Below are 18878 nucleotides of genomic sequence, written 5' to 3' on the forward strand. Positions count from 1 at the left end.
TATAAGATTAATCTTCCAACAAAACTTCTAAAATTGTTATGGCTGCATCACTAATTTTTGTTCCTGGACCAAAAACGGCTACTGCACCAGCATCAAATAAGAATTGATAATCCTGAGCTGGAATTACTCCACCTACAACAACCATAATGTCCTCTCTGCCGTATTTTTTTAGTTCTTCAATTACTTGTGGAACTAGAGTTTTGTGTCCAGCTGCTAAAGAAGAAACTCCTAAAATATGCACGTCATTTTCAACGGCTTGTTTGGCTGCTTCTTTAGGGGTTTGGAATAATGGGCCAATATCAACGTCAAAGCCAACATCTGCATAACCAGTGGCTACTACTTTTGCGCCTCTATCGTGACCGTCTTGTCCCATTTTGGCAATCATAATTCTTGGACGACGACCTTCTTTCATAGCAAAAGCATCAGCTAATTGTTTAGCCTTTTCAAAGCTTTCATCATTTTTTATTTCTTTACTATACACTCCACTAAAACTTCTAATTTGTGCTTTATATCTTCCATAAATTTCTTCTAAAGCATCACTAATTTCACCTAATGTTGCTCTTTCTTTTGCTGCTTCTACTGCTAAAGATAATAAATTTCCGTTTGCATTTTTAGCACAATCGGTTAATTTAGCTAAACATTCTTTTACTTTAACATTGTCTCGTGAAGCTTTTATTTGTTCTAATCGTTCAATTTGTTGTTTGCGAACCATATCATTGTCGACATCCAAAATATGTAATGGATCTTCTTTTTCTAAACGGTATTTGTTTACACCTACAATAATATCTTGTCCGCTATCAATACGAGCTTGTTTACGAGCAGCTGCTTCTTCAATACGCAATTTCGGAATTCCTTCTTCGATAGCTTTTGTCATTCCACCAAGGGATTCTACCTCTTCAATTAAAGCCCAAGCTTTATCAGCAATTTCAGCAGTTAAACTTTCTACATAGTAACTTCCTGCCCAAGGATCAACAGTTTTGGTGATTTTGGTCTCTTCTTGTAAGAAAATTTGTGTGTTACGAGCAATTCTAGCAGAAAAGTCAGTTGGTAATGCAATGGCTTCATCTAATGCATTGGTGTGTAAAGATTGTGTCCCTCCAAAAGCAGCAGCGGCAGCTTCAATAGTTGTTCTTGCTACGTTGTTAAAAGGATCTTGTTCTGTTAAACTCCAACCACTAGTTTGACAATGTGTTCTTAAAGATAAGGATTTATCACTTTTGGGATTGAATTGTTTTACAAGTTTTGCCCACAACATTCTTCCAGCACGCATTTTAGCAATTTCCATAAAATGGTTCATTCCGATTGCCCAAAAGAACGACAATCTTGGTGCGAAAGTATCAATGTCCATTCCAGCTGCAATTCCAGTTCTAATATAATCTAAACCGTCAGCTAAAGTGTAAGCTAATTCAATATCAGCCGTTGCTCCAGCTTCTTGCATGTGATAACCCGAAATAGAAATCGAGTTAAATTTGGGCATATTTTTACTAGAATATTCAAAAATATCAGCAATAATTTTCATAGATGGAGTAGGTGGATAGATGTATGTATTTCTAACCATAAATTCCTTTAAAATATCATTTTGTATAGTTCCAGATAAGTCCTTAATATCAACACCTTGTTCCATAGCAGCTACAATATAAAACGCCATAATTGGTAAAACTGCACCATTCATAGTCATGGAAACTGACATTTCATCTAAAGGAATTTGGTCAAAAAGCACTTTCATGTCTTCTACAGAATCGATGGCAACTCCTGCTTTTCCTACATCTCCAAAAACTCTTTCATGATCTGAATCGTAACCTCTATGCGTGGCTAAATCGAAGGCAACTGACAAACCTTTTTGTCCTGCCGCTAAATTTCTTCTGTAAAAAGCATTACTTTCTTCTGCTGTAGAAAATCCAGCATATTGACGAACCGTCCAAGGTCTTTGTACATACATTGTTGCATAAGGACCACGAAGATTTGGTGCAAAACCTGCTGCAAAACCAATGTGTTCAAGTTTTTCAATATCTTCTTTCGAATACGTTGATTTTACTTCTATATTTTCTGCAGTAAGAAAGTTTTCATTGTTTGATACTTCTGATTTCTGACTTCTGACTTCTAACTTTAAATGTTTGATGTTTTTTCTCATGACTTATTCTTCAGCATTTAATCGTTCTTGTTCCATTTTTTCTGCTAAACGTTTTTCGATTATAGGTGTGATTAACGTTTTTCTTGGATTGTTTTTCACAAAAGGATATAACTCTAAATCGTGTTTCATTTTGTCGTTTTTGTTGGGATATTTATTAGTTCCTAACAAAATTTCTTTTCCGTTATCGAATAATTCTTGTTCTTTTTGATCTGATTCGTTAATTTTCCTTTGAATTGTTCCTTCAATTAATTGTGTAATAAAACCACCATTTGCTTCAATATCTTTAAATAATTCTAAAGCTTTGTCTGCTAATTGTTCTGTTAACGATTCAATGTAATAAGCACCGTCAGCCGGATTATTTACTTTATCAAAATAACTTTCTGTTTTAAGAACAAGTAATTGGTTTCTGGCTATTCTATCTCCAAATTCATTGTCTTTATGATATAATGCATCATAAGGCAAATTAGCTACTTCATTCGCTCCACCTAGAATAGCTGACATGCATTCAGTTGTTGTGCGAAGCATATTTACATTATAATCATATAATGTTTTATTTCGTTTTGAAGGTGTTGCTATGATGTTACATTCATGTGAATGATTGTATTCTTTGGCTAAAGTATTGAATAACATTCTTAAAGCTCTTAATTTGGCAATTTCAAAAAAGTAATTAGTCCCAACTGCAACTTCAATAGTGATAGGTTGGTTTAAGTTTTCAACTCTATTAAAATATTCGTTTATATGTGCTAGAGTATAAGCTAATTGTTGTACCATATTTGCACCAGCATTTTGATAAATGCCAGATTGAATGGTTAAAAATGGAATTCTAGAACTAACTTGATTTAAGAATTTAAAATCAGTTTCTAAATTTTTATACCAGTTTCCGTCTTTTACTAATTGTCCGATTGGATCGATTTGTATTAAGAAAGTGGCTTTGTTTTTTGATGCAAATTTTGTTAGTTTGTTAACGAAATCGATTGATATAAATTTCAAATTGAAATAATAAGAAACATTTTCAAAAGGAAGATTTTTTAGTAAGCTTTCTAAAGAAATAGTTTCATTTTCAATTGTAAACCTTATACTTTCTGCTCCTCTTTTTAGAGAATCAATTGTTTTTGAATTAGATTTTTCTACATCATGAACGTAATTGTTTTGTAGAATTTTAAATTCAGAAACCCTTGTTTGAACATTATTGGTTAAATTATCTTCATCGTTATGATAAAAAGGTTTCACTTTGATGCCCTCTGAACTTTCCCAAACTAACTTTTCATTATAGTCAGCTCCTTTTAATTCAAATTGAATTTGTTGTTTCCATTGTTTGGAAGTAACTTTTTCAAATCCATTAAATAAATTATCTTCTTTTATCACGATTGTTGAATTTATTTATTCCAAAATTTTACACTTATTTGGAATTCTATTTAAAATCTTTTTTTGACTCTTCATTTTGTAAATCATCTTCAAACTCTATGATGTAAATATCTTCGCTATCCTTTTTCATAAAATATTTTTCGCGAGCATATTTTTCAATCATATCTGGGTTTTGAAGCTTTTTTATTTTAATGCTATCAGAAGTTATCTCCTCTTTATAGTATTTTTGATTAGCTTCTAATTCATTTATTTCTTTATTTAAAAGTCTATGATCAAGATACGAATAATTGTCTAAAAACAACATCCAAATTATAAAAAACAACACTACTAAAAAATACCTGTTCCAAATAATTTTTAGAAAAGGGTATTTTATGCGTAATTGTTGAATTTTTTTGAACATTTATTTTTCTATTCGTTGATTGATTACGGCTCTTACTACATCAATTGCTACTGTATTGTACTTATCATTTGGAATAATTATGTCGGCATAAGCTTTTGTTGGTTCAATAAACTGCTGATGCATTGGTTTAAGCGTGTTTTGATAACGATTTAACACTTCATTCATGTCTCTTCCACGTTCGGCAATATCTCTTTTTAAACGTCTTATTAGTCTTTCATCAGAATCAGCGTGTACGAATATTTTAATATCAAATAATTCTCTAAGTTCTGGATTGGCTAAGATAAGAATTCCTTCTACAATCATTACTTTTCTTGGATGAGTTATAATAACATCATCAGTTCTATTGTGAGTAACAAATGAATAAACGGGTTGTTCAATTGTTTTTTCTTCTTTTAATTGTTTTAAATGTTCTACTAAAAGTTCGAAATCTATGGCTCTTGGGTGGTCAAAATTAATTTTAGTTCTTTCATCATAAGCCAAATTAGATGTTTCACGATAATAGGAGTCCTGTGAGATGATTCCAACTTCCGTTTGAGGTAACTCGTTCATTATTTGATGTACAACTGTAGTTTTTCCACTTCCTGTACCACCTGCAATTCCAATTATAAGCATAAAATGTATCTTTATTATTCGACAAATTTAAGTATTTGAATTTAATTTTTATGTTTAATTTAAACTTAAAAAAATAATTATAAAAAAGGCTTGTAGTTGTAAATTTAAGCTTTATATTTGCACCTCACTTTTCGGGGTGTAGCGTAGCCCGGTCATCGCGCCTGCTTTGGGAGCAGGAGGTCGCAGGTTCGAATCCTGCCACCCCGACAAAAGCCTTCTTGTAAATTCAAGGAGGCTTTTTTACTTTATAAAAACTTCAATAACTTATAATTATACTAAAATAGATTTTTTGTAAGCTATAATACATTTCAATTCATTCAAAATTATTACTTTTGGGACTTTAAAATTATAATTATGTCAGATACTATAGAAAAAGTAAAATGTTTAATAATTGGTTCTGGACCTGCAGGATATACAGCTGCAATTTATGCATCAAGAGCTAATATGTTTCCGGTTTTATATCAAGGAACGCAGCCAGGTGGTCAGTTAACAACAACAAATGAAGTAGAGAATTGGCCTGGAAATCCTGAGGGAATCACCGGACCAGAAATGATGGTTGGTTTACAAGCTCAAGCACAACGTTTTGGAGCAGATGTTCGTGATGGTTGGGTAACTAAGGTGGATTTTTCTGGTGATGTTCATAAAGCTTGGATTCAAGATGATAAAGAAATACACGCTGAAACTATTATTATTTCAACTGGTGCTACTGCTAAATATTTAGGCTTGCCTTCTGAACAAAAATATTTAAATTTAGGTGGTGGAGTTTCAGCTTGTGCCGTTTGTGATGGTTTCTTTTATAGAAATCAGGAGGTTGTGATTGTTGGAGCAGGAGATAGTGCTTGTGAAGAAGCTCATTATTTGTCTAAATTATGTACAAAAGTTACCATGATTGTTAGAAAAGACGAATTTAGAGCATCTAAAATTATGGCTGAACGTGTACGTAAAACTGAAAACATTTCAATTTTATACAATACAGAAACTGATGAGGTTTTAGGAGATGGTCAAGTTGTAACAGGTGTTAGAGTAAAAAACAATGTAACAGGCGTTTTAACAGAAATTCCAGCAACTGGATTTTTTGTAGCTATTGGTCACAAACCAAATACTGATATTTTTAAAGATTATCTAGATTTAGATGAAACAGGATATATTAAGAATATTCCTGGTACAGCTAAGACAAATGTTCCTGGAGTGTTTGTTGGTGGTGATGCTGCGGATCATGTCTATAGACAAGCTATAACTGCTGCTGGAACAGGTTGTATGGCTGCGTTAGATGCTGAAAGATATTTGGCTGCTAAAGAATAATTTTTTATTCTATTTAGATATTTAGAAAAATTAAGTCTATTTATAAATTAATAAACCTAACAGATTTTTAAATTTGTTAGGTTTTTATTTTAAATAAAGTTTATAAATAATCCATACAGTTTTCTATCTAACCCTGATGGGAATGGCATCTTTTTTATAGTTTGAAAAACTGTAAAAAAATAGAATGGACAGCAGGAATTACATAACTAAATAAGGCACTGACCTACTGTTTCTAAAGAATCTATTTTTCAATTTTTTGAAGTGTTGCATTATTTCTAAAAACAGGTAATTCTACTTTTGCATCTCCAAGAAGTTCAATTTCAGATTTTCCTGTGGCAGAAATGGTTACTTTATCTTTTACATTTATTTCGCAATAGCTATACATTTCTGTGGATAAACTCATTTCATTAACAGCTAGTTTTTTTGCTTCTAATTTGGCATCGTTATCTAATCTTATGTTAGCCATTTTGGCTTCACCTTCAATTGCAGCTTTAGATTTTTGATACATATCTAATTTTAAATTCGCAGTAGCAATCAATGCTTTTAATTCGCTATCTGCACTTAATTCTAATGTTGTTTTCTCCGCTTTTATATTTAATTCGGCTTCTGATTTATCATTGAGTATAAGTGTGAAATCGGTAGATTTTACATTTAAAAATGATTTTGAACTGTCAAAATTTTTGATGGTTATGTTGTCTAAGCTCAAATCGGCTAAAGCATTTAGAGTAGCTTCATTTTTAACGACTACCATTTTTAAATCATTGGTATAATTAATTCTAATGCTAAATTTTTTAGCTCTTATAACATCTTTGGTTGAATAAAGTTTTAAAGTTGATCCAATAATTTCAAAGATAACAGCATCATGCAAATTATCATCAGCTTCAATTTCAACTGAATTTTTATCAGATTTAACCAAGAAAACTTCTAAGTTATCTGCAATATCAACAGCATCAAAAGTATCAATTTCTTTGACTGTAACTGTTATGATTTTAGATCCTTTAATTTTTTCTTTCTTTTGTGCATGAGAAAAAGTTGTTATAAATAAAACAACAATGATATAAGATATTTTAAATTTCATAGTATTAATTTAATTTGATACAAATGTATGTTTTTTTATAGATCAAAAAAAACACCAGTTTTTGGCTGATGTTATTTTTTTTTATTTTTTTGAAACACTTGCACCCGAACTTTCGTCAACTTTTATTTGTTTTGGAGTGGTATAATACTTTATACTACTTCCGCTTGAAGCATCTGCATCTAGTGACACAGTTGGATTTACTTTTGTAGAACTTCCGCTAGAAGATTTGCAAACAGCATTGGCTACTTCTAAGTCATTTAAAATAATAGAACTTCCACTCGAAGATTCTGTTCTTAAATTTTCTGATTTACCATTTGCTACAATTTGGCTACCACTGCTACTATCACAAGTTAGATTTTTAGCGTTAACACGTAATTTCATTTCGCTACCACTACTTGATTTTAAATCTAAATTTTCTGATTTAATAGTACTTACACTTTCTACAGAAGATCCGCTTGACGATGAAATCTTTCTAAGGCTAGGAACTTTAACATAAACAGTTCTTTCATCGGCTGTATTTATGTTTTCATCAAAATAGATGGCTAAAACTCCGTTTGAAACTTCTGTTTTTAAATGTTCTTGTAAGTTTTCATTTGTTTTAACTTCAATAGCATAGTTGTCAGATTGTTCAATTATTACTTTAATACCTGTTTTAGCTTCTATGGCATCAAAATTTTCTGTAGTTCGTTTTGATGATGTTACATTTCCGTTTCCGGTAAGGCCATCATTCATGAAATTGATATTATTTCCACATGATACTGATAACAGTAACATTACAACTGCAATAATGATTTTTGTAAGTTGAAAAATAAATTTTACCATGATTAGTTTTTTAGTTCTTCAGAAGAAGAGTTAGAGTTTTATTTTTTATTTTTTGTTTGGATTTTTATACCATTTTCATCAATATTAATTGTGCTTATTTCTGATTCAGAAGTAATAATATCTTTACCATTTATTTTTAATTCTACTTTACTGTCTTTATCTTCAGAATTCCATTCATCCTCATCATTTGGACAATCTAGACATTCAAATTCACCGTTAATTAGTTTGTAATGGTGGTTTTCTTCTCCATAATACATATCAATGTCAGAAGATCGATTGGTTAAATAATCTGATATAGATTCATTTGGGTAAATAATAGTCCCTTTTGGTATGTATAAATAAATATGAACTTCTTGGTCTCTAAATTTATTACTTCTGTCGGTAAGTAAATAATTGTCTAAATTAATGATATTTCCCTGAATTTCAAAATTATAGATTATTTTTTGAGCTCTGTTTTTCGCATCATTATAAGAACGACCATTAGCAGTTTTTTCAATTTGAATAAAAGGTTTGCTTTCGTCTGTTTTCATTAAATGTATTTTTACATTGTTAGAATAGATAACTTCTTTATTACTTTCATCTGCTGTAAATCTAAAATCAGTTCTATTAAAAACACTTTTTGAATAAAAACTATTGTATTTCATATTGATTTTAAGGGTGTCATTTGGAGAAATAATTAACTCTCTTTTTTCAACAACTTTACCTTCATGGCCAATTTGTGAAGCTTGACTTAATCCAAAATAAACTAAAAACACTATTGATAGTATCCAAATTCCTAGTAAACTATATTTAGCATAATTTCCAATTGATTTTACATTGGTTACCAATAATTTCATTCCTAAAATAAAGAAGAAAAAGGTTGGAATAGCAGCAGCAAAAAAAGAAAATATATATAATATCCACATTGGAAAATCAGTATAATTACTTGCTCTTAAATATTCATTCCAAGGCATACTAACATGGTCAAGAGTAGTTGAGAAAAACATAAAAATGGTTCCGATAAGTAATCCAATTAAAGAAATTGAAGTTACTAAGACGATAAAACCTCCCAACAATTTACCAATAATTTTAAAAATAGTTTTAAAAATATCTTCTATAGTAGAACCTACTTTTTGAGAACCATTCCTTGCATTATGCATCATTTTTTCAGTATCAATGTCGCTTATTTTTGAAGTAATATCGTCAATGCCTTCCTTTACTTTTTTCTCGATATTAGTAATATTAATAGGCATTCCACGCATTTCTAGTTTTTGGGTTGTTGTTCTAGCCTCTGGAATAATTATCCATAAAATTATATAGATAAAAAAGCCTGTTCCAAAGAATACTAATAAAATTGCCATAACAATTCTTAACCAAATTGGATCTACACCTATATATTGGCTTATTCCAGATAAAACTCCACCAATAATTGAGTTGTCTTTGTCTCTATATAGTTTTTTTGTACCACCGTTATTGGTATAATTATAAGTAGAACTATTATATGAGTTGTTTATTGGTTCGTCGTCAATTTTATAATCTTCCGGCTGCCCCATAATATCAATCATGTCATCAACTTCTTTAGCGCTAATTACTTGTTTTTCATTTTTAATTTTTTCTTGAAAAAGTTCAGCAATTCTACTTTCGATGTCTTTAATAATTTCATCTCTACCTTCTGGAGAAAGTGAACGTTTCACGGCATCTAAATAGCGGGTTAGCTTGCTGTAAGCATCTTCGTCTATGTGGAAAAAGAACCCTCCTAAATTTATACTTATTGTCTTGTTCATGATCTTAATTTTAGTTTGTTATGGTGTTCACAGCATCGGATAATTCTTTCCAAGTGCTGCCTAATTCGTTTAAAAATTCTTTTCCTTCATCTGTTAACCCATAATATTTTCTTGGTGGTCCAGATGTTGATTCTTCCCAACGATAAAGCAATAATCCATCGTTTTTTAGTCTTGTTAATAAAGGATAAACTGTTCCCTCAACGACTAATAGCTTGGCTTCTTTTAATGTTTCTAAGATTTCAGAAGTATATGCATCCTTTACTTTTAATACAGAAAGAATGCAAAATTCTAAAACACCTTTTCTCATTTGAGCTTTTGTGTTTTCAATGTTCATAATTCACTTTTGTTTTTTTTAAGTTACTACTCATTTTTTGATTTATTCTGAACTCGTTTCAGAATCTGTTAAATTTTTTAACTGATATATTTCAGTATTTCAGAACCCTCTGATTGATTTTGAGTCCAATATTATTGATGATTGAAACTAATAAATTCCTTAACCTATTATTTTCTTATACAAATATATGTCTATTAGATGGTATTATGTTACACATAGTACTAATAATTAACATTTATTTAACATTTAACAATTAGTATGCGTGCATTGTATTTTTTTGTACATTAGCGAAAAATATACAATTTATGAGTATTTCTCCATTCAAATTGAACTTATATATGTTTTATAAATTGCCATCAGCTTTTTGGTGTGGCGTTAGAGCAAAATCAATTTCAGCTGAAGTTTGTCAATCAACTGTTAAACACAGATGGTTTAATCAAAACCCTTTTAATTCGATGTATTTTGCTGTTCAAGCAATGGCAGCAGAATTCACAACAGGAGTTTTAGTGATGTACCAAATTGAAAAAAGTGGAAAAAAAATTTCGATGTTGGTTGCAAATAACAAGGCTACTTTTACCAAAAAAGCAAAAGGAAGAATTACATTTGAGTGCAATCAAGGTACTTTAATTAAAGATATAATTCAAAAAGCCATAGAAACAAAAGAAGGACAAACTATTTGGTTGACTTCAATAGGAACTGACGAAAAAGGAGATCAAGTATCAGAAATGCAATTTGAATGGAGTGTAAAGATTAAATCACAATAGTTAAATTCCAAATAGGATTTTCAATTGCGGTTCGGCTTTAGCCAATGGTTATTTATATTTTTTTCTGATATACGATATCTGAAAATCTGAAGCCTATCAAAAACATCTGTTAAGAGTAGTTAAATACCTATTGATTTGATTATTTCTTCCGTAACTTTGAATAAAAAGAAAAAGATGAAAGTATTAATAACAGGTGCAACCGGAATGATAGGGCAAGAATTGGTGAAAGTTTTGCACGAAAACAATGTTAAAGTAAATTACCTCTCTACTTCAAAAGATAAATTAGTTTCAAAAGAGAATTATAAAGGTTTTTATTGGAATCCAAGTACAAATGAAATTGACATTAATGCTTTTGATGGTGTTTCCGTTATTTATCATTTAGCTGGTGCTACGGTTGCCAAAAGATGGACATCTTCTTATAAAAAAGAAATTCTTGATAGTAGAACGATTCCCACAAGGTTGCTATTTTCGACTTTAGAAAAGAATCCAAATAAAGTTACTCAAATTATTTCTGCATCAGCCATCGGAATCTATCCAAATAGTCTAGGAGCTATTTATAATGAAGAGAATACAGGAGTTGATAATTCATTTTTAGGAGAAGTGGTTCAAAAATGGGAAAATGAAGTTGATGCTTTTAAAAAGCTAAATATATTAGTAACTAAAATTAGAATTGGAATTGTACTTTCTAATAAAGGAGGAGCTTTACCGCAAATGGTTACTCCAATTAAATATGGAGTTGGAGCAGCTTTTGGTTCGGGTAAACAATATCAATCTTGGATTCATGTAGAAGATTTGGTGAATATTTTTTATTATTCTCAAGTTAGTGAATTAGATGGAATTTACAATGCTGTTGCACCACATCCTGTTACAAATTCAGCCATGACTAAAGAAATTGCAAATGTTTTAAAAAGACCTTTATGGTTGCCTAATATTCCAAAATTTGTTATGAAAATGATATTAGGAGAAATGTATATTTTGGTTTTTTCAAGTCAAAGCGTGAGTGCTTTAAAAATATTAAATCAAGGATATCAATTTAAATATGCAACAATAGAAAAAGCTTTGGCTGATTTATTCAAACTAAAAAAGCACTCAATTTGAGTGCTTTTTTAGTTTGAATAAATAACCTAAATTCCTTATTTTTTTGCTTTTAAATTAATTTGAAGTGAAATTTCATCATCAATAAATTTATCTCCTAAATCATCAAAAATAGATTTTGAACCATAATTTACACCCCAAAGTGTTCTGTTAATTTTAAATTCAGGAGAAGTCATTGTTACAACGCCATCAACTTCTGTTATTGAAACAGGGAATTTTACTTTATTTGTTTTGTCTTTAATAGTTAAATCTCCTTCAACCATATCAGAACCACCTTCATTCATAAAACTAGTAATAGTAAATGAAGCTTCAGGATATTTTGCAATATTAAAGAAATGATCAACCGCTTCTGGCTTATTTGTACCTTTTAAATGTGCTTCTAAACTTTCTTTGTCTTCACCATCTAAGTCTTCAACTACTATTGAAGTCATGTCTATTGTGAATTTACCTTCTTTAACTTTACCGCTTTCAACTTTAAATTCACCGTTTTTAACTGTGATTATTCCATTGTGTTTACCAGTTGGTTTTGACCCAATCCAAGCAATTGTTGAAGTAGAATCAATTTCAAAAGTACCGTTTATTCCGTTTTCTACAATTGATGGTTCAGTTGTTTCAGCTTCAGCTTCTTTTTTACAGCTAACAAAAAATAAAAGACCTAATCCTAATAATGCTATTTTTTTCATATTTATAATTTTAGTTTTCAAAAATAGGAATTCAAATACAAACAAATCTTAATAAAAAATTAAATTTCAGTTACGAATTGACATACCAAAGAAAAATGAACTTAGTGATTTGTGACAATTTGACATTAAATAAGAAATGGCAATACATTTGCTATATTACATCAAAAGCAAAAATGTTTAAAAAAATATTCAAAAATATGAATCAAGAAAGTGCTGAAAACATTGAGAAAGATGAAGTAAACGCAGAAACTCTTTCAGAAAATCAAGAAGAACAACAGCCCGAATTATCGATTGAAGAACAATTACAGGAAGATTTGGCAAAGGAAAAAGATAAATTTTTACGTCTTTTTGCCGAATATGACAATTTTAAAAAGCGTACAGCTAAAGAACGTATCGATTTATTCAAATCAGCTAATCAAGAAGTCTTACAGTCTATGTTGCCTGTATTAGACGATTTTGATAGAGCTATGATTGAAATTACAAAATCGGAAGATGAGACTTTAATAAAAGGAGTAGAATTAATTCACGAAAAACTAAAATCTACATTGGTTTCTAAAGGATTAGAAATCGTTGAATTAAAAGCGGGTGATGTTTTTGATGCAGATTTTGCAGAAGCAATTACACAAATACCTTCTCCTAATATGAAAGGTAAAATCGTAGATGTAATCGAAAAAGGATATAAGTTAGGAGACAAAATCATTCGTTTTCCTAAAGTAGTAATTGGTCAATAATAGTAATCCAAAACTATTCCATGAGCCAATTTTTATTGGAATGTGGGGTTTTTCATTGGAATTTATATAAAACATGAAGAAAGATTTTTACGAAATATTAAGTGTTAGCAAATCTTCAACTACTGAAGAAATAAAGAAAGCTTACCGAAAAAAAGCGATTCAATATCATCCTGATAAAAACCCAGGTGATGCAGAGGCAGAAGAAAATTTTAAAACAGCTGCAGAAGCTTATGAAGTTCTTGGTGATGCTGACAAAAGAGCACGTTATGACAGAATGGGTCACGCTGCTTTTGATGGTGCTGGTGGATTTGGTGGAGGAAGTCAACATATGAACATGGATGACATCTTTAGCCAATTTGGAGATATCTTTGGAAGTGCCTTTGGAGGTGGTTTCGGTGGAGGATTTAATGGAGGTGGTCAACGTAGAGTGAAAGGGAGTAACCTTAGAATAAAAGTAAAATTAACACTTGAAGAAATAGCTAATGGTGTTGAGAAAAAAGTAAAAGTAAAACGTAAGGTACAAGCTGCTGGTGCTACTTTTAGAACTTGTGCTACATGTAATGGTCAAGGACAAGTTATGCGTGTTTCTAATACTATTTTAGGTAGAATGCAAACAGCTGCAACTTGCCCAACTTGTCAAGGTTCTGGACAAATTTTAGATAAAAAACCAGAAGGTTCAGATGCATTTGGAATGTTGGTGGACGAAGATACAGTTTCAATTAAAATTCCAGCTGGAGTTGTTGATGGAATGCAATTAAAAGTTTCTGGAAAAGGAAATGAAGCACCAGGAAGCAACAGTATACCAGGTGATTTAATTGTAGCCATTGAAGAAATTGAGCATGAATTTTTAAAACGTGAAGGTGAAAATCTTCATTATGATTTGTATGTAAGTTTTCCAGAAGCTGCTTTAGGAGTTTCAAAAGAAATTGATACAGTTTCCGGAAAAGTTAGAATCAAATTAGATGAAGGAATTCAATCTGGAAAAATATTAAGGTTAAAAGGAAAAGGTATTCCAAGCATAAATTCTTATGGAAATGGAGACTTACTTGTTCATGTAAATGTTTGGACACCAAAGACATTGAATAAAGAACAAAAGAATTTCTTCGAAAGTATGATTTCAGAAGAAAACTTTATTCCAAAACCTGAAAAGTCAGATAAATCTTTTTTTGAAAAAGTTAAGGATATGTTTTCGTAATTAAATTTAATTAGTTACATTTGAACATCACTTTTTTAGGAAAGTGAATTTTTCTTTTTCATAGCAATTTTTCCCATCTTAAAGTTTATTCATTAAGGTGGGTTTTTTTTTGTAACAAAACTCACAGAATTCCAACTAATACAATAAATCTCTTTTTTAAATGAATTCTATACTAGAAGTAAAAAATGTAGTAAAGCAATTTGGTGATTACAAAGCACTAAATGATGTTAGTTTTACTATTCCAGAAGGAAGTATTTACGGCTTACTTGGTCCAAATGGAGCAGGAAAAACAACTTTAATTCGAATCATTAATCAAATTACTATGCCAGATTCTGGTGAAGTTTTTTTAGATGGAAAAAAATTAAGCCCTTCAGATATTCAACATATTGGTTATATGCCAGAAGAACGTGGTTTGTATAAAACTATGAAAGTAGGAGAGCAATGTCTTTATTTGGCTCAGTTAAAAGGACTTTCTAAAGAAGACGCCAAAAAACAACTTAAATATTGGTTTGAAAAATTAGAGATTGAAGGTTGGTGGAACAAAAAAATTCAAGAGCTTTCAAAAGGAATGGCTCAAAAGATTCAATTTGTAGTAACTGTACTTCACAAACCAAAATTATTAATATTAGACGAACCTTTTTCAGGATTTGATCCAGTAAACGCTAATTTAATTAAAGACGAAATTATTGAATTAAACAAACAAGGAACTTCAATTATCTTTTCAACACACAGAATGGAAAGTGTAGAGGAAATGTGTGATTATATAGCTTTAATTCACAAGTCAAACAAGCTTATCGAAGGAAAATTAGTTGATGTGAAAAAAGAATACAGAACCAATACTTTTGAAGTAGGAATAATTTCTCCAAACGTAGAAGGTTTAATGTATGATTTAACGCAGAAATTTAAAGTAGGACAAACTAATTTCAAATCTTTAAATGATGATATAAAATTAGACGTCCAATTAGGAGAACATCATTCCAATGATTTGTTGAGTATTTTAACCAAAAACGGTCAAGTAACTCATTTTTTAGAGAAAATTCCAAGTGTAAACGATATATTCATTCAAACTGTAAGTAATAAATAATGAAAACATTATCCTTAATAATAAAAAGAGAATTTATTGCCAAAGTTCGAAACAAGTCTTTTATAGTAATGACATTTTTAAGTCCATTATTATTTGTAGGAATTGCAGTTTTTGTTGGTTTTTTAGCTTCGATGGATAAAGATGAAGCTACTCAAATTGCTATTCACGATGAAGCAGGATTATTCAAAAATGAATTCAAAAATGATAAAAATACGCATTATATCGATATTTCGTTCATGACTTTTGAGACGGCTAAAGACACTGCAAGTAATAATTATGATGGTTTATTATATATTCCGAAAGTAGATTCTATACAACAACTAGCTTCAAAAGTCGAATATATTTCAGAAGATAGTCCAAGTATAGATTTCATTACAGATGTTGAGCATATTGTAGATTCTACATTAACATCAGATAAGTTAAAAATATTAGGTTTTGATGCCAAAAAAATTGAAGAAGCAACAGTAAATTCAGATTTAAAACTTTCAAAATTTTCAGGAGAAGAAACCGTAAGAGGAATCAATGAAATTAAATTAATTATTGGAGGAGTTTTTGGATATCTAATTATGATGTTCATCGTCATATACGGAAATTTTGTAATGCGAAGCGTTATTGAAGAAAAAACGAACCGAATTATTGAAATCATTATTTCATCAGTAAAACCATTTCAATTAATGATGGGGAAAATAATAGGTAACTCATTAGCCGGAATTCTTCAATTTGCAATTTGGGCAATTGTTGGTGGAATCTTGTTTTTTATATTTTCATATTTTTTAGGCATGCAAATGGGCGCATCTTCGCCAACAGATATGGTTGCAAATGCAGAAACTACAGGTTTTGCAGCAAATATTCCATTATATATTAATGAATTAAAGAGTTTGCCAATTGCAACTTTATTAATCAGTTTTATAATTTACTTTATTGGAGGTTATTTTCTTTATAGTTCATTTTATGCAGCCATTGGAGCTGCAGTTGATTCTGAAACTGATTCACAACAGTTTTTGTTGCCAATAATTTTACCTTTGGTTTTAGGTGTTTATATTGGGTTTTTTACAGTTCTAAATGATCCTCACGGAACTATTGCAACTGTGTTTTCGATTTTTCCATTAACTTCTCCTATTGTTATGTTAATGCGAATACCATTTGGTGTGCCTTTGTGGCAATTGATACTTTCCATAGTTATTTTGTTTGCAACCTTCTTATTTGTAGTATGGTTTGCAGCAAAAATATATAGAGTTGGAATTCTTATGTATGGAAAAAAACCAACTTGGAAAGAACTTTACAAATGGTTAAAATACTAACAAATGCAAGAAATATTAGACATATTAAATTATAAATTAATTGATGGTGAGAAAATAAAATTCACCTTACTTAATCTTATTTTTTTAGTAGGAATTATTGTTATAACTACTTTTGTGTTAAAATTTGTTAGAAGTATTGTTACTCGAAAATTACCGTTAGAAGATAAAAATAAGTTTATTAGTGTTTTTCAATTTATTAAATACCTGGTTTATGTCTTTGCTATAATGTTTACTTTAGATGCTTCTGGAGTAGATATGAAAATATTCTTAACAGCTTCGGCAGCTTTATTTGTTGGACTTGGATTTGCGCTTCAAACCTTTTTCTTAGACATTATTTCTGGCGTTTTAATGATTTTAGATCAATCACTTCACGTTGGAGATATTATAGAAGTAGATGGAAAAGTCGGAATCGTAAAAGAAATTCGTTTAAGAACAACTCGAATGGTTACCCGAAACGATAGAGTTATGGTTATTCCAAACAATAAATTCATGACCGATATTTTGTTCAACTGGACACAAAATACAACTACAAATAGAGAGCAAGTGAAAGTCGGAGTTGCATATGGTAGCGATGTAAATCTGGTAAAACGTATCTTAGAAGATTGTGCAAAAAATACCATAGACGTGGTAGAAGAAGATAAAATTTTAGTACTGTTTGAAGACTTTGCCGATTCATCTCTAAATTTTTCTCTCTATTTTTATGTTAATGACGGAATGAAAAGTCCAAAAATTCAAAGTGATATTCGTTTCAAAATCGATGCAGCTTTTAGACAAAATAATATCGCAATTCCTTTTCCACAAAGAGATATTCACATCATAAATAAATAAAATTTTTAGAAACAGCAGGTTTGGGCTTTATCTAGTCATGTAATTCCTGCTGTCCATTCTATTTTTTTATCTCGTTTTAAAACGAGATAAAAAAGATGCCATTCCCATCAGGGTTAGATAGCCATTTGTCTTTATTTTTTACTAACTTTGCTCATAATTTTTTACGAATAACCTTTATCCTAAACTTGATGCCAAAAATACTAATTATAGAAGACGAAGCCACGATTCGTAGAGTGCTAACAAAAATCCTTTCAGAAGAAAACGATAGTTATATAGTAGAAGAAGCAGAAGATGGATTAAAAGGAATTGAAAAAATAAAAAATGAAGATTACGATTTGGTTTTGTGCGACATCAAAATGCCAAGAATGGATGGTGTTGAAGTCTTAGAAGCTGTAAAAAAAATCAAACCCGAAATTCCAATGGTTATGATTTCAGGTCACGGAGATTTAGAAACAGCTGTAAACACAATGCGTTTAGGCGCTTTTGATTACATTTCAAAACCACCAGATTTAAACAGATTGTTAAATACAGTTCGTAACGCTTTAGATAAAAAACAACTAGTAGTTGAAAATAAAAACCTAAAGAAAAAAGTCAGTAAGAACTATCAAATGATCGGTAATAGCGACGAAATTAATCATATTAGAACTATGATTGATAAAGTTGCTCCAACAGATGCAAGAGTTTTAATTACTGGGCCAAACGGAACAGGGAAAGAATTAGTAGCTCATCAATTACACGAAAAAAGTGATCGTTCATCTGCGCTAATTATAGAAGTAAATTGTGCAGCAATTCCAAGTGAATTAATAGAAAGTGAATTATTTGGACATGTAAAAGGTGCATTTACTTCAGCCATTAAAGACAGAGCTGGAAAATTTGAAGCCGCTCACAAAGGAACAATCTTCCTAGATGAAATTGGCGATATGAGCTTGCCGGCTCAAGCAAAAGTGCTACGTGCTTTACAAGAAAATTTAATACAAAGAGTAGGAGCAGATAAAGACATTAAAGTAGATGTTAGAGTTATTGCTGCTACTAATAAAGATTTGAAAAAAGAAATAGCAGAAGGTCGTTTTAGAGAAGACTTATATCATCGTTTGGCTGTAATCTTAATAAATGTTCCATCATTAAACGAAAGAAGAAACGATATTCCAGAATTAATTGAACATTTCACTAATAAAATAGCAGAAGAACAAGGAAATTCGGTTAAAAGTTTTTCAAAACAAGCCATCAAACTATTACAAGAATACGATTGGACAGGAAATATTCGTGAACTTCGTAATGTAGTAGAAAGGTTAATAATTTTAGGAGGAACAGAGATTTCTGAAAATGATGTAAAAATGTTCGCAAGCAAATAAAATTCATTGCCGTTCGGCTTCAGCCAACGGAATAAAGT

General features: G+C 30.5%; 18 protein-coding genes and 1 tRNA gene. 10 read left to right on the plus strand and 9 right to left on the minus strand.

The window, feature by feature from the left end:
• Window positions 1-7: 7 nt before the first annotated feature.
• The 4 genes from scpA to udk are packed head-to-tail and all read right to left on the minus strand — an operon-like array spanning window position 8 to window position 4508.
• Complete coding sequence (gene scpA / locus G507_RS0114045) at window positions 8-2131, minus strand: methylmalonyl-CoA mutase (RefSeq protein ID WP_026718084.1); 2124 nt, start codon at window positions 2129-2131, stop codon at window positions 8-10.
• A 3-nt stretch (window positions 2132-2134) separates the two neighbouring features.
• The gene (locus G507_RS0114050) at window positions 2135-3493 is read right to left on the minus strand and encodes a methylmalonyl-CoA mutase subunit beta (RefSeq protein ID WP_035666352.1); all 1359 of its coding nucleotides are present in this window, start codon (window positions 3491-3493) and stop codon (window positions 2135-2137) included.
• Between the two features lie 49 nt (window positions 3494-3542).
• Window positions 3543-3896: an FtsB family cell division protein gene (locus G507_RS0114055; RefSeq protein ID WP_051191715.1), complete on the minus strand. Its 354-nt coding sequence runs from the start codon at window positions 3894-3896 to the stop codon at window positions 3543-3545.
• Window positions 3897-4508 carry a uridine kinase gene (gene udk / locus G507_RS0114060; RefSeq protein WP_026718087.1) on the minus strand — a complete coding sequence of 204 codons (612 nt, stop codon included), beginning with the start codon at window positions 4506-4508 and terminating at the stop codon, window positions 3897-3899.
• A 132-nt stretch (window positions 4509-4640) separates the two neighbouring features.
• On the opposite strand from udk, the gene G507_RS0114065 reads away from it, so the two are divergent.
• Both G507_RS0114065 and trxB read left to right on the plus strand, forming a co-directional pair.
• Window positions 4641-4715 (plus strand) — tRNA-Pro (locus G507_RS0114065).
• A 147-nt stretch (window positions 4716-4862) separates the two neighbouring features.
• Window positions 4863-5810, plus strand: a complete 948-nt coding sequence (gene trxB, locus G507_RS0114070) for a thioredoxin-disulfide reductase (protein ID WP_026718088.1) — start codon at window positions 4863-4865, stop codon at window positions 5808-5810.
• 241 nt (window positions 5811-6051) lie between these two features.
• Here the strand turns inward: trxB and G507_RS0114075 are convergent, their stop codons facing one another.
• The 4 genes from G507_RS0114075 to G507_RS0114090 all read right to left on the minus strand — a co-directional run bounded on the left by G507_RS0114075 (window position 6052) and on the right by G507_RS0114090 (window position 9807).
• Window positions 6052-6888, minus strand: a complete 837-nt coding sequence (locus G507_RS0114075) for a GIN domain-containing protein (RefSeq protein WP_026718089.1) — start codon at window positions 6886-6888, stop codon at window positions 6052-6054.
• A gap of 81 nt (window positions 6889-6969) precedes the next feature.
• Window positions 6970-7710 (minus strand): head GIN domain-containing protein, encoded by a 741-nt coding sequence (locus G507_RS0114080; protein ID WP_026718090.1) that lies wholly within the window; start codon window positions 7708-7710, stop codon window positions 6970-6972.
• Window positions 7711-7748: 38 nt separating this feature from the next.
• Entirely contained in the window at window positions 7749-9473 is a 1725-nt protein-coding gene (locus tag G507_RS0114085) for a PspC domain-containing protein (RefSeq protein ID WP_026718091.1), read from the minus strand.
• Between the two features lie 10 nt (window positions 9474-9483).
• A complete protein-coding gene (locus G507_RS0114090; protein WP_026718092.1) occupies window positions 9484-9807 on the minus strand; it encodes a PadR family transcriptional regulator in 324 nt (107 codons plus the stop codon).
• A 305-nt stretch (window positions 9808-10112) separates the two neighbouring features.
• Here G507_RS0114090 and G507_RS0114095 point away from each other — a divergent pair, with 305 nt between their 5' ends.
• On the plus strand, window positions 10113-10571 hold the full coding sequence (locus tag G507_RS0114095; protein WP_026718093.1) for a DUF4442 domain-containing protein: 459 nt from the start codon (window positions 10113-10115) through the stop codon (window positions 10569-10571).
• A gap of 174 nt (window positions 10572-10745) precedes the next feature.
• A complete protein-coding gene (locus G507_RS0114100) occupies window positions 10746-11669 on the plus strand; it encodes a TIGR01777 family oxidoreductase (protein WP_035666300.1) in 924 nt (307 codons plus the stop codon).
• A 35-nt stretch (window positions 11670-11704) separates the two neighbouring features.
• On the opposite strand, the gene G507_RS0114105 is transcribed toward G507_RS0114100, so the two are convergent.
• Entirely contained in the window at window positions 11705-12349 is a 645-nt protein-coding gene (locus G507_RS0114105) for a YceI family protein (protein WP_026718095.1), read from the minus strand.
• A 173-nt stretch (window positions 12350-12522) separates the two neighbouring features.
• Here G507_RS0114105 and G507_RS0114110 point away from each other — a divergent pair, with 173 nt between their 5' ends.
• The 6 genes from G507_RS0114110 to G507_RS0114135 all read left to right on the plus strand — a co-directional run bounded on the left by G507_RS0114110 (window position 12523) and on the right by G507_RS0114135 (window position 18840).
• A complete protein-coding gene (locus G507_RS0114110; protein WP_026718096.1) occupies window positions 12523-13080 on the plus strand; it encodes a nucleotide exchange factor GrpE in 558 nt (185 codons plus the stop codon).
• 73 nt (window positions 13081-13153) lie between these two features.
• Window positions 13154-14275 carry a molecular chaperone DnaJ gene (dnaJ, locus tag G507_RS0114115; RefSeq protein WP_026718097.1) on the plus strand — a complete coding sequence of 374 codons (1122 nt, stop codon included), beginning with the start codon at window positions 13154-13156 and terminating at the stop codon, window positions 14273-14275.
• A 160-nt stretch (window positions 14276-14435) separates the two neighbouring features.
• Window positions 14436-15359: an ABC transporter ATP-binding protein gene (locus G507_RS0114120; RefSeq protein ID WP_026718098.1), complete on the plus strand. Its 924-nt coding sequence runs from the start codon at window positions 14436-14438 to the stop codon at window positions 15357-15359.
• Window positions 15359-16660 carry an ABC transporter permease gene (locus G507_RS0114125; RefSeq protein ID WP_026718099.1) on the plus strand — a complete coding sequence of 434 codons (1302 nt, stop codon included), beginning with the start codon at window positions 15359-15361 and terminating at the stop codon, window positions 16658-16660. Before G507_RS0114120 ends, G507_RS0114125 begins: the two co-directional genes overlap by 1 nt.
• Before the next feature lie 3 nt (window positions 16661-16663).
• Complete coding sequence (locus G507_RS0114130) at window positions 16664-17488, plus strand: mechanosensitive ion channel family protein (protein ID WP_026718100.1); 825 nt, start codon at window positions 16664-16666, stop codon at window positions 17486-17488.
• Window positions 17489-17676: 188 nt separating this feature from the next.
• Window positions 17677-18840 carry a sigma-54-dependent transcriptional regulator gene (locus G507_RS0114135; protein WP_026718101.1) on the plus strand — a complete coding sequence of 388 codons (1164 nt, stop codon included), beginning with the start codon at window positions 17677-17679 and terminating at the stop codon, window positions 18838-18840.
• Window positions 18841-18878: the final 38 nt, after the last annotated feature.

Source organism: Flavobacterium gelidilacus DSM 15343 (genome assembly GCF_000422685.1).
Lineage (GTDB): Bacteria > Bacteroidota > Bacteroidia > Flavobacteriales > Flavobacteriaceae > Flavobacterium > Flavobacterium gelidilacus.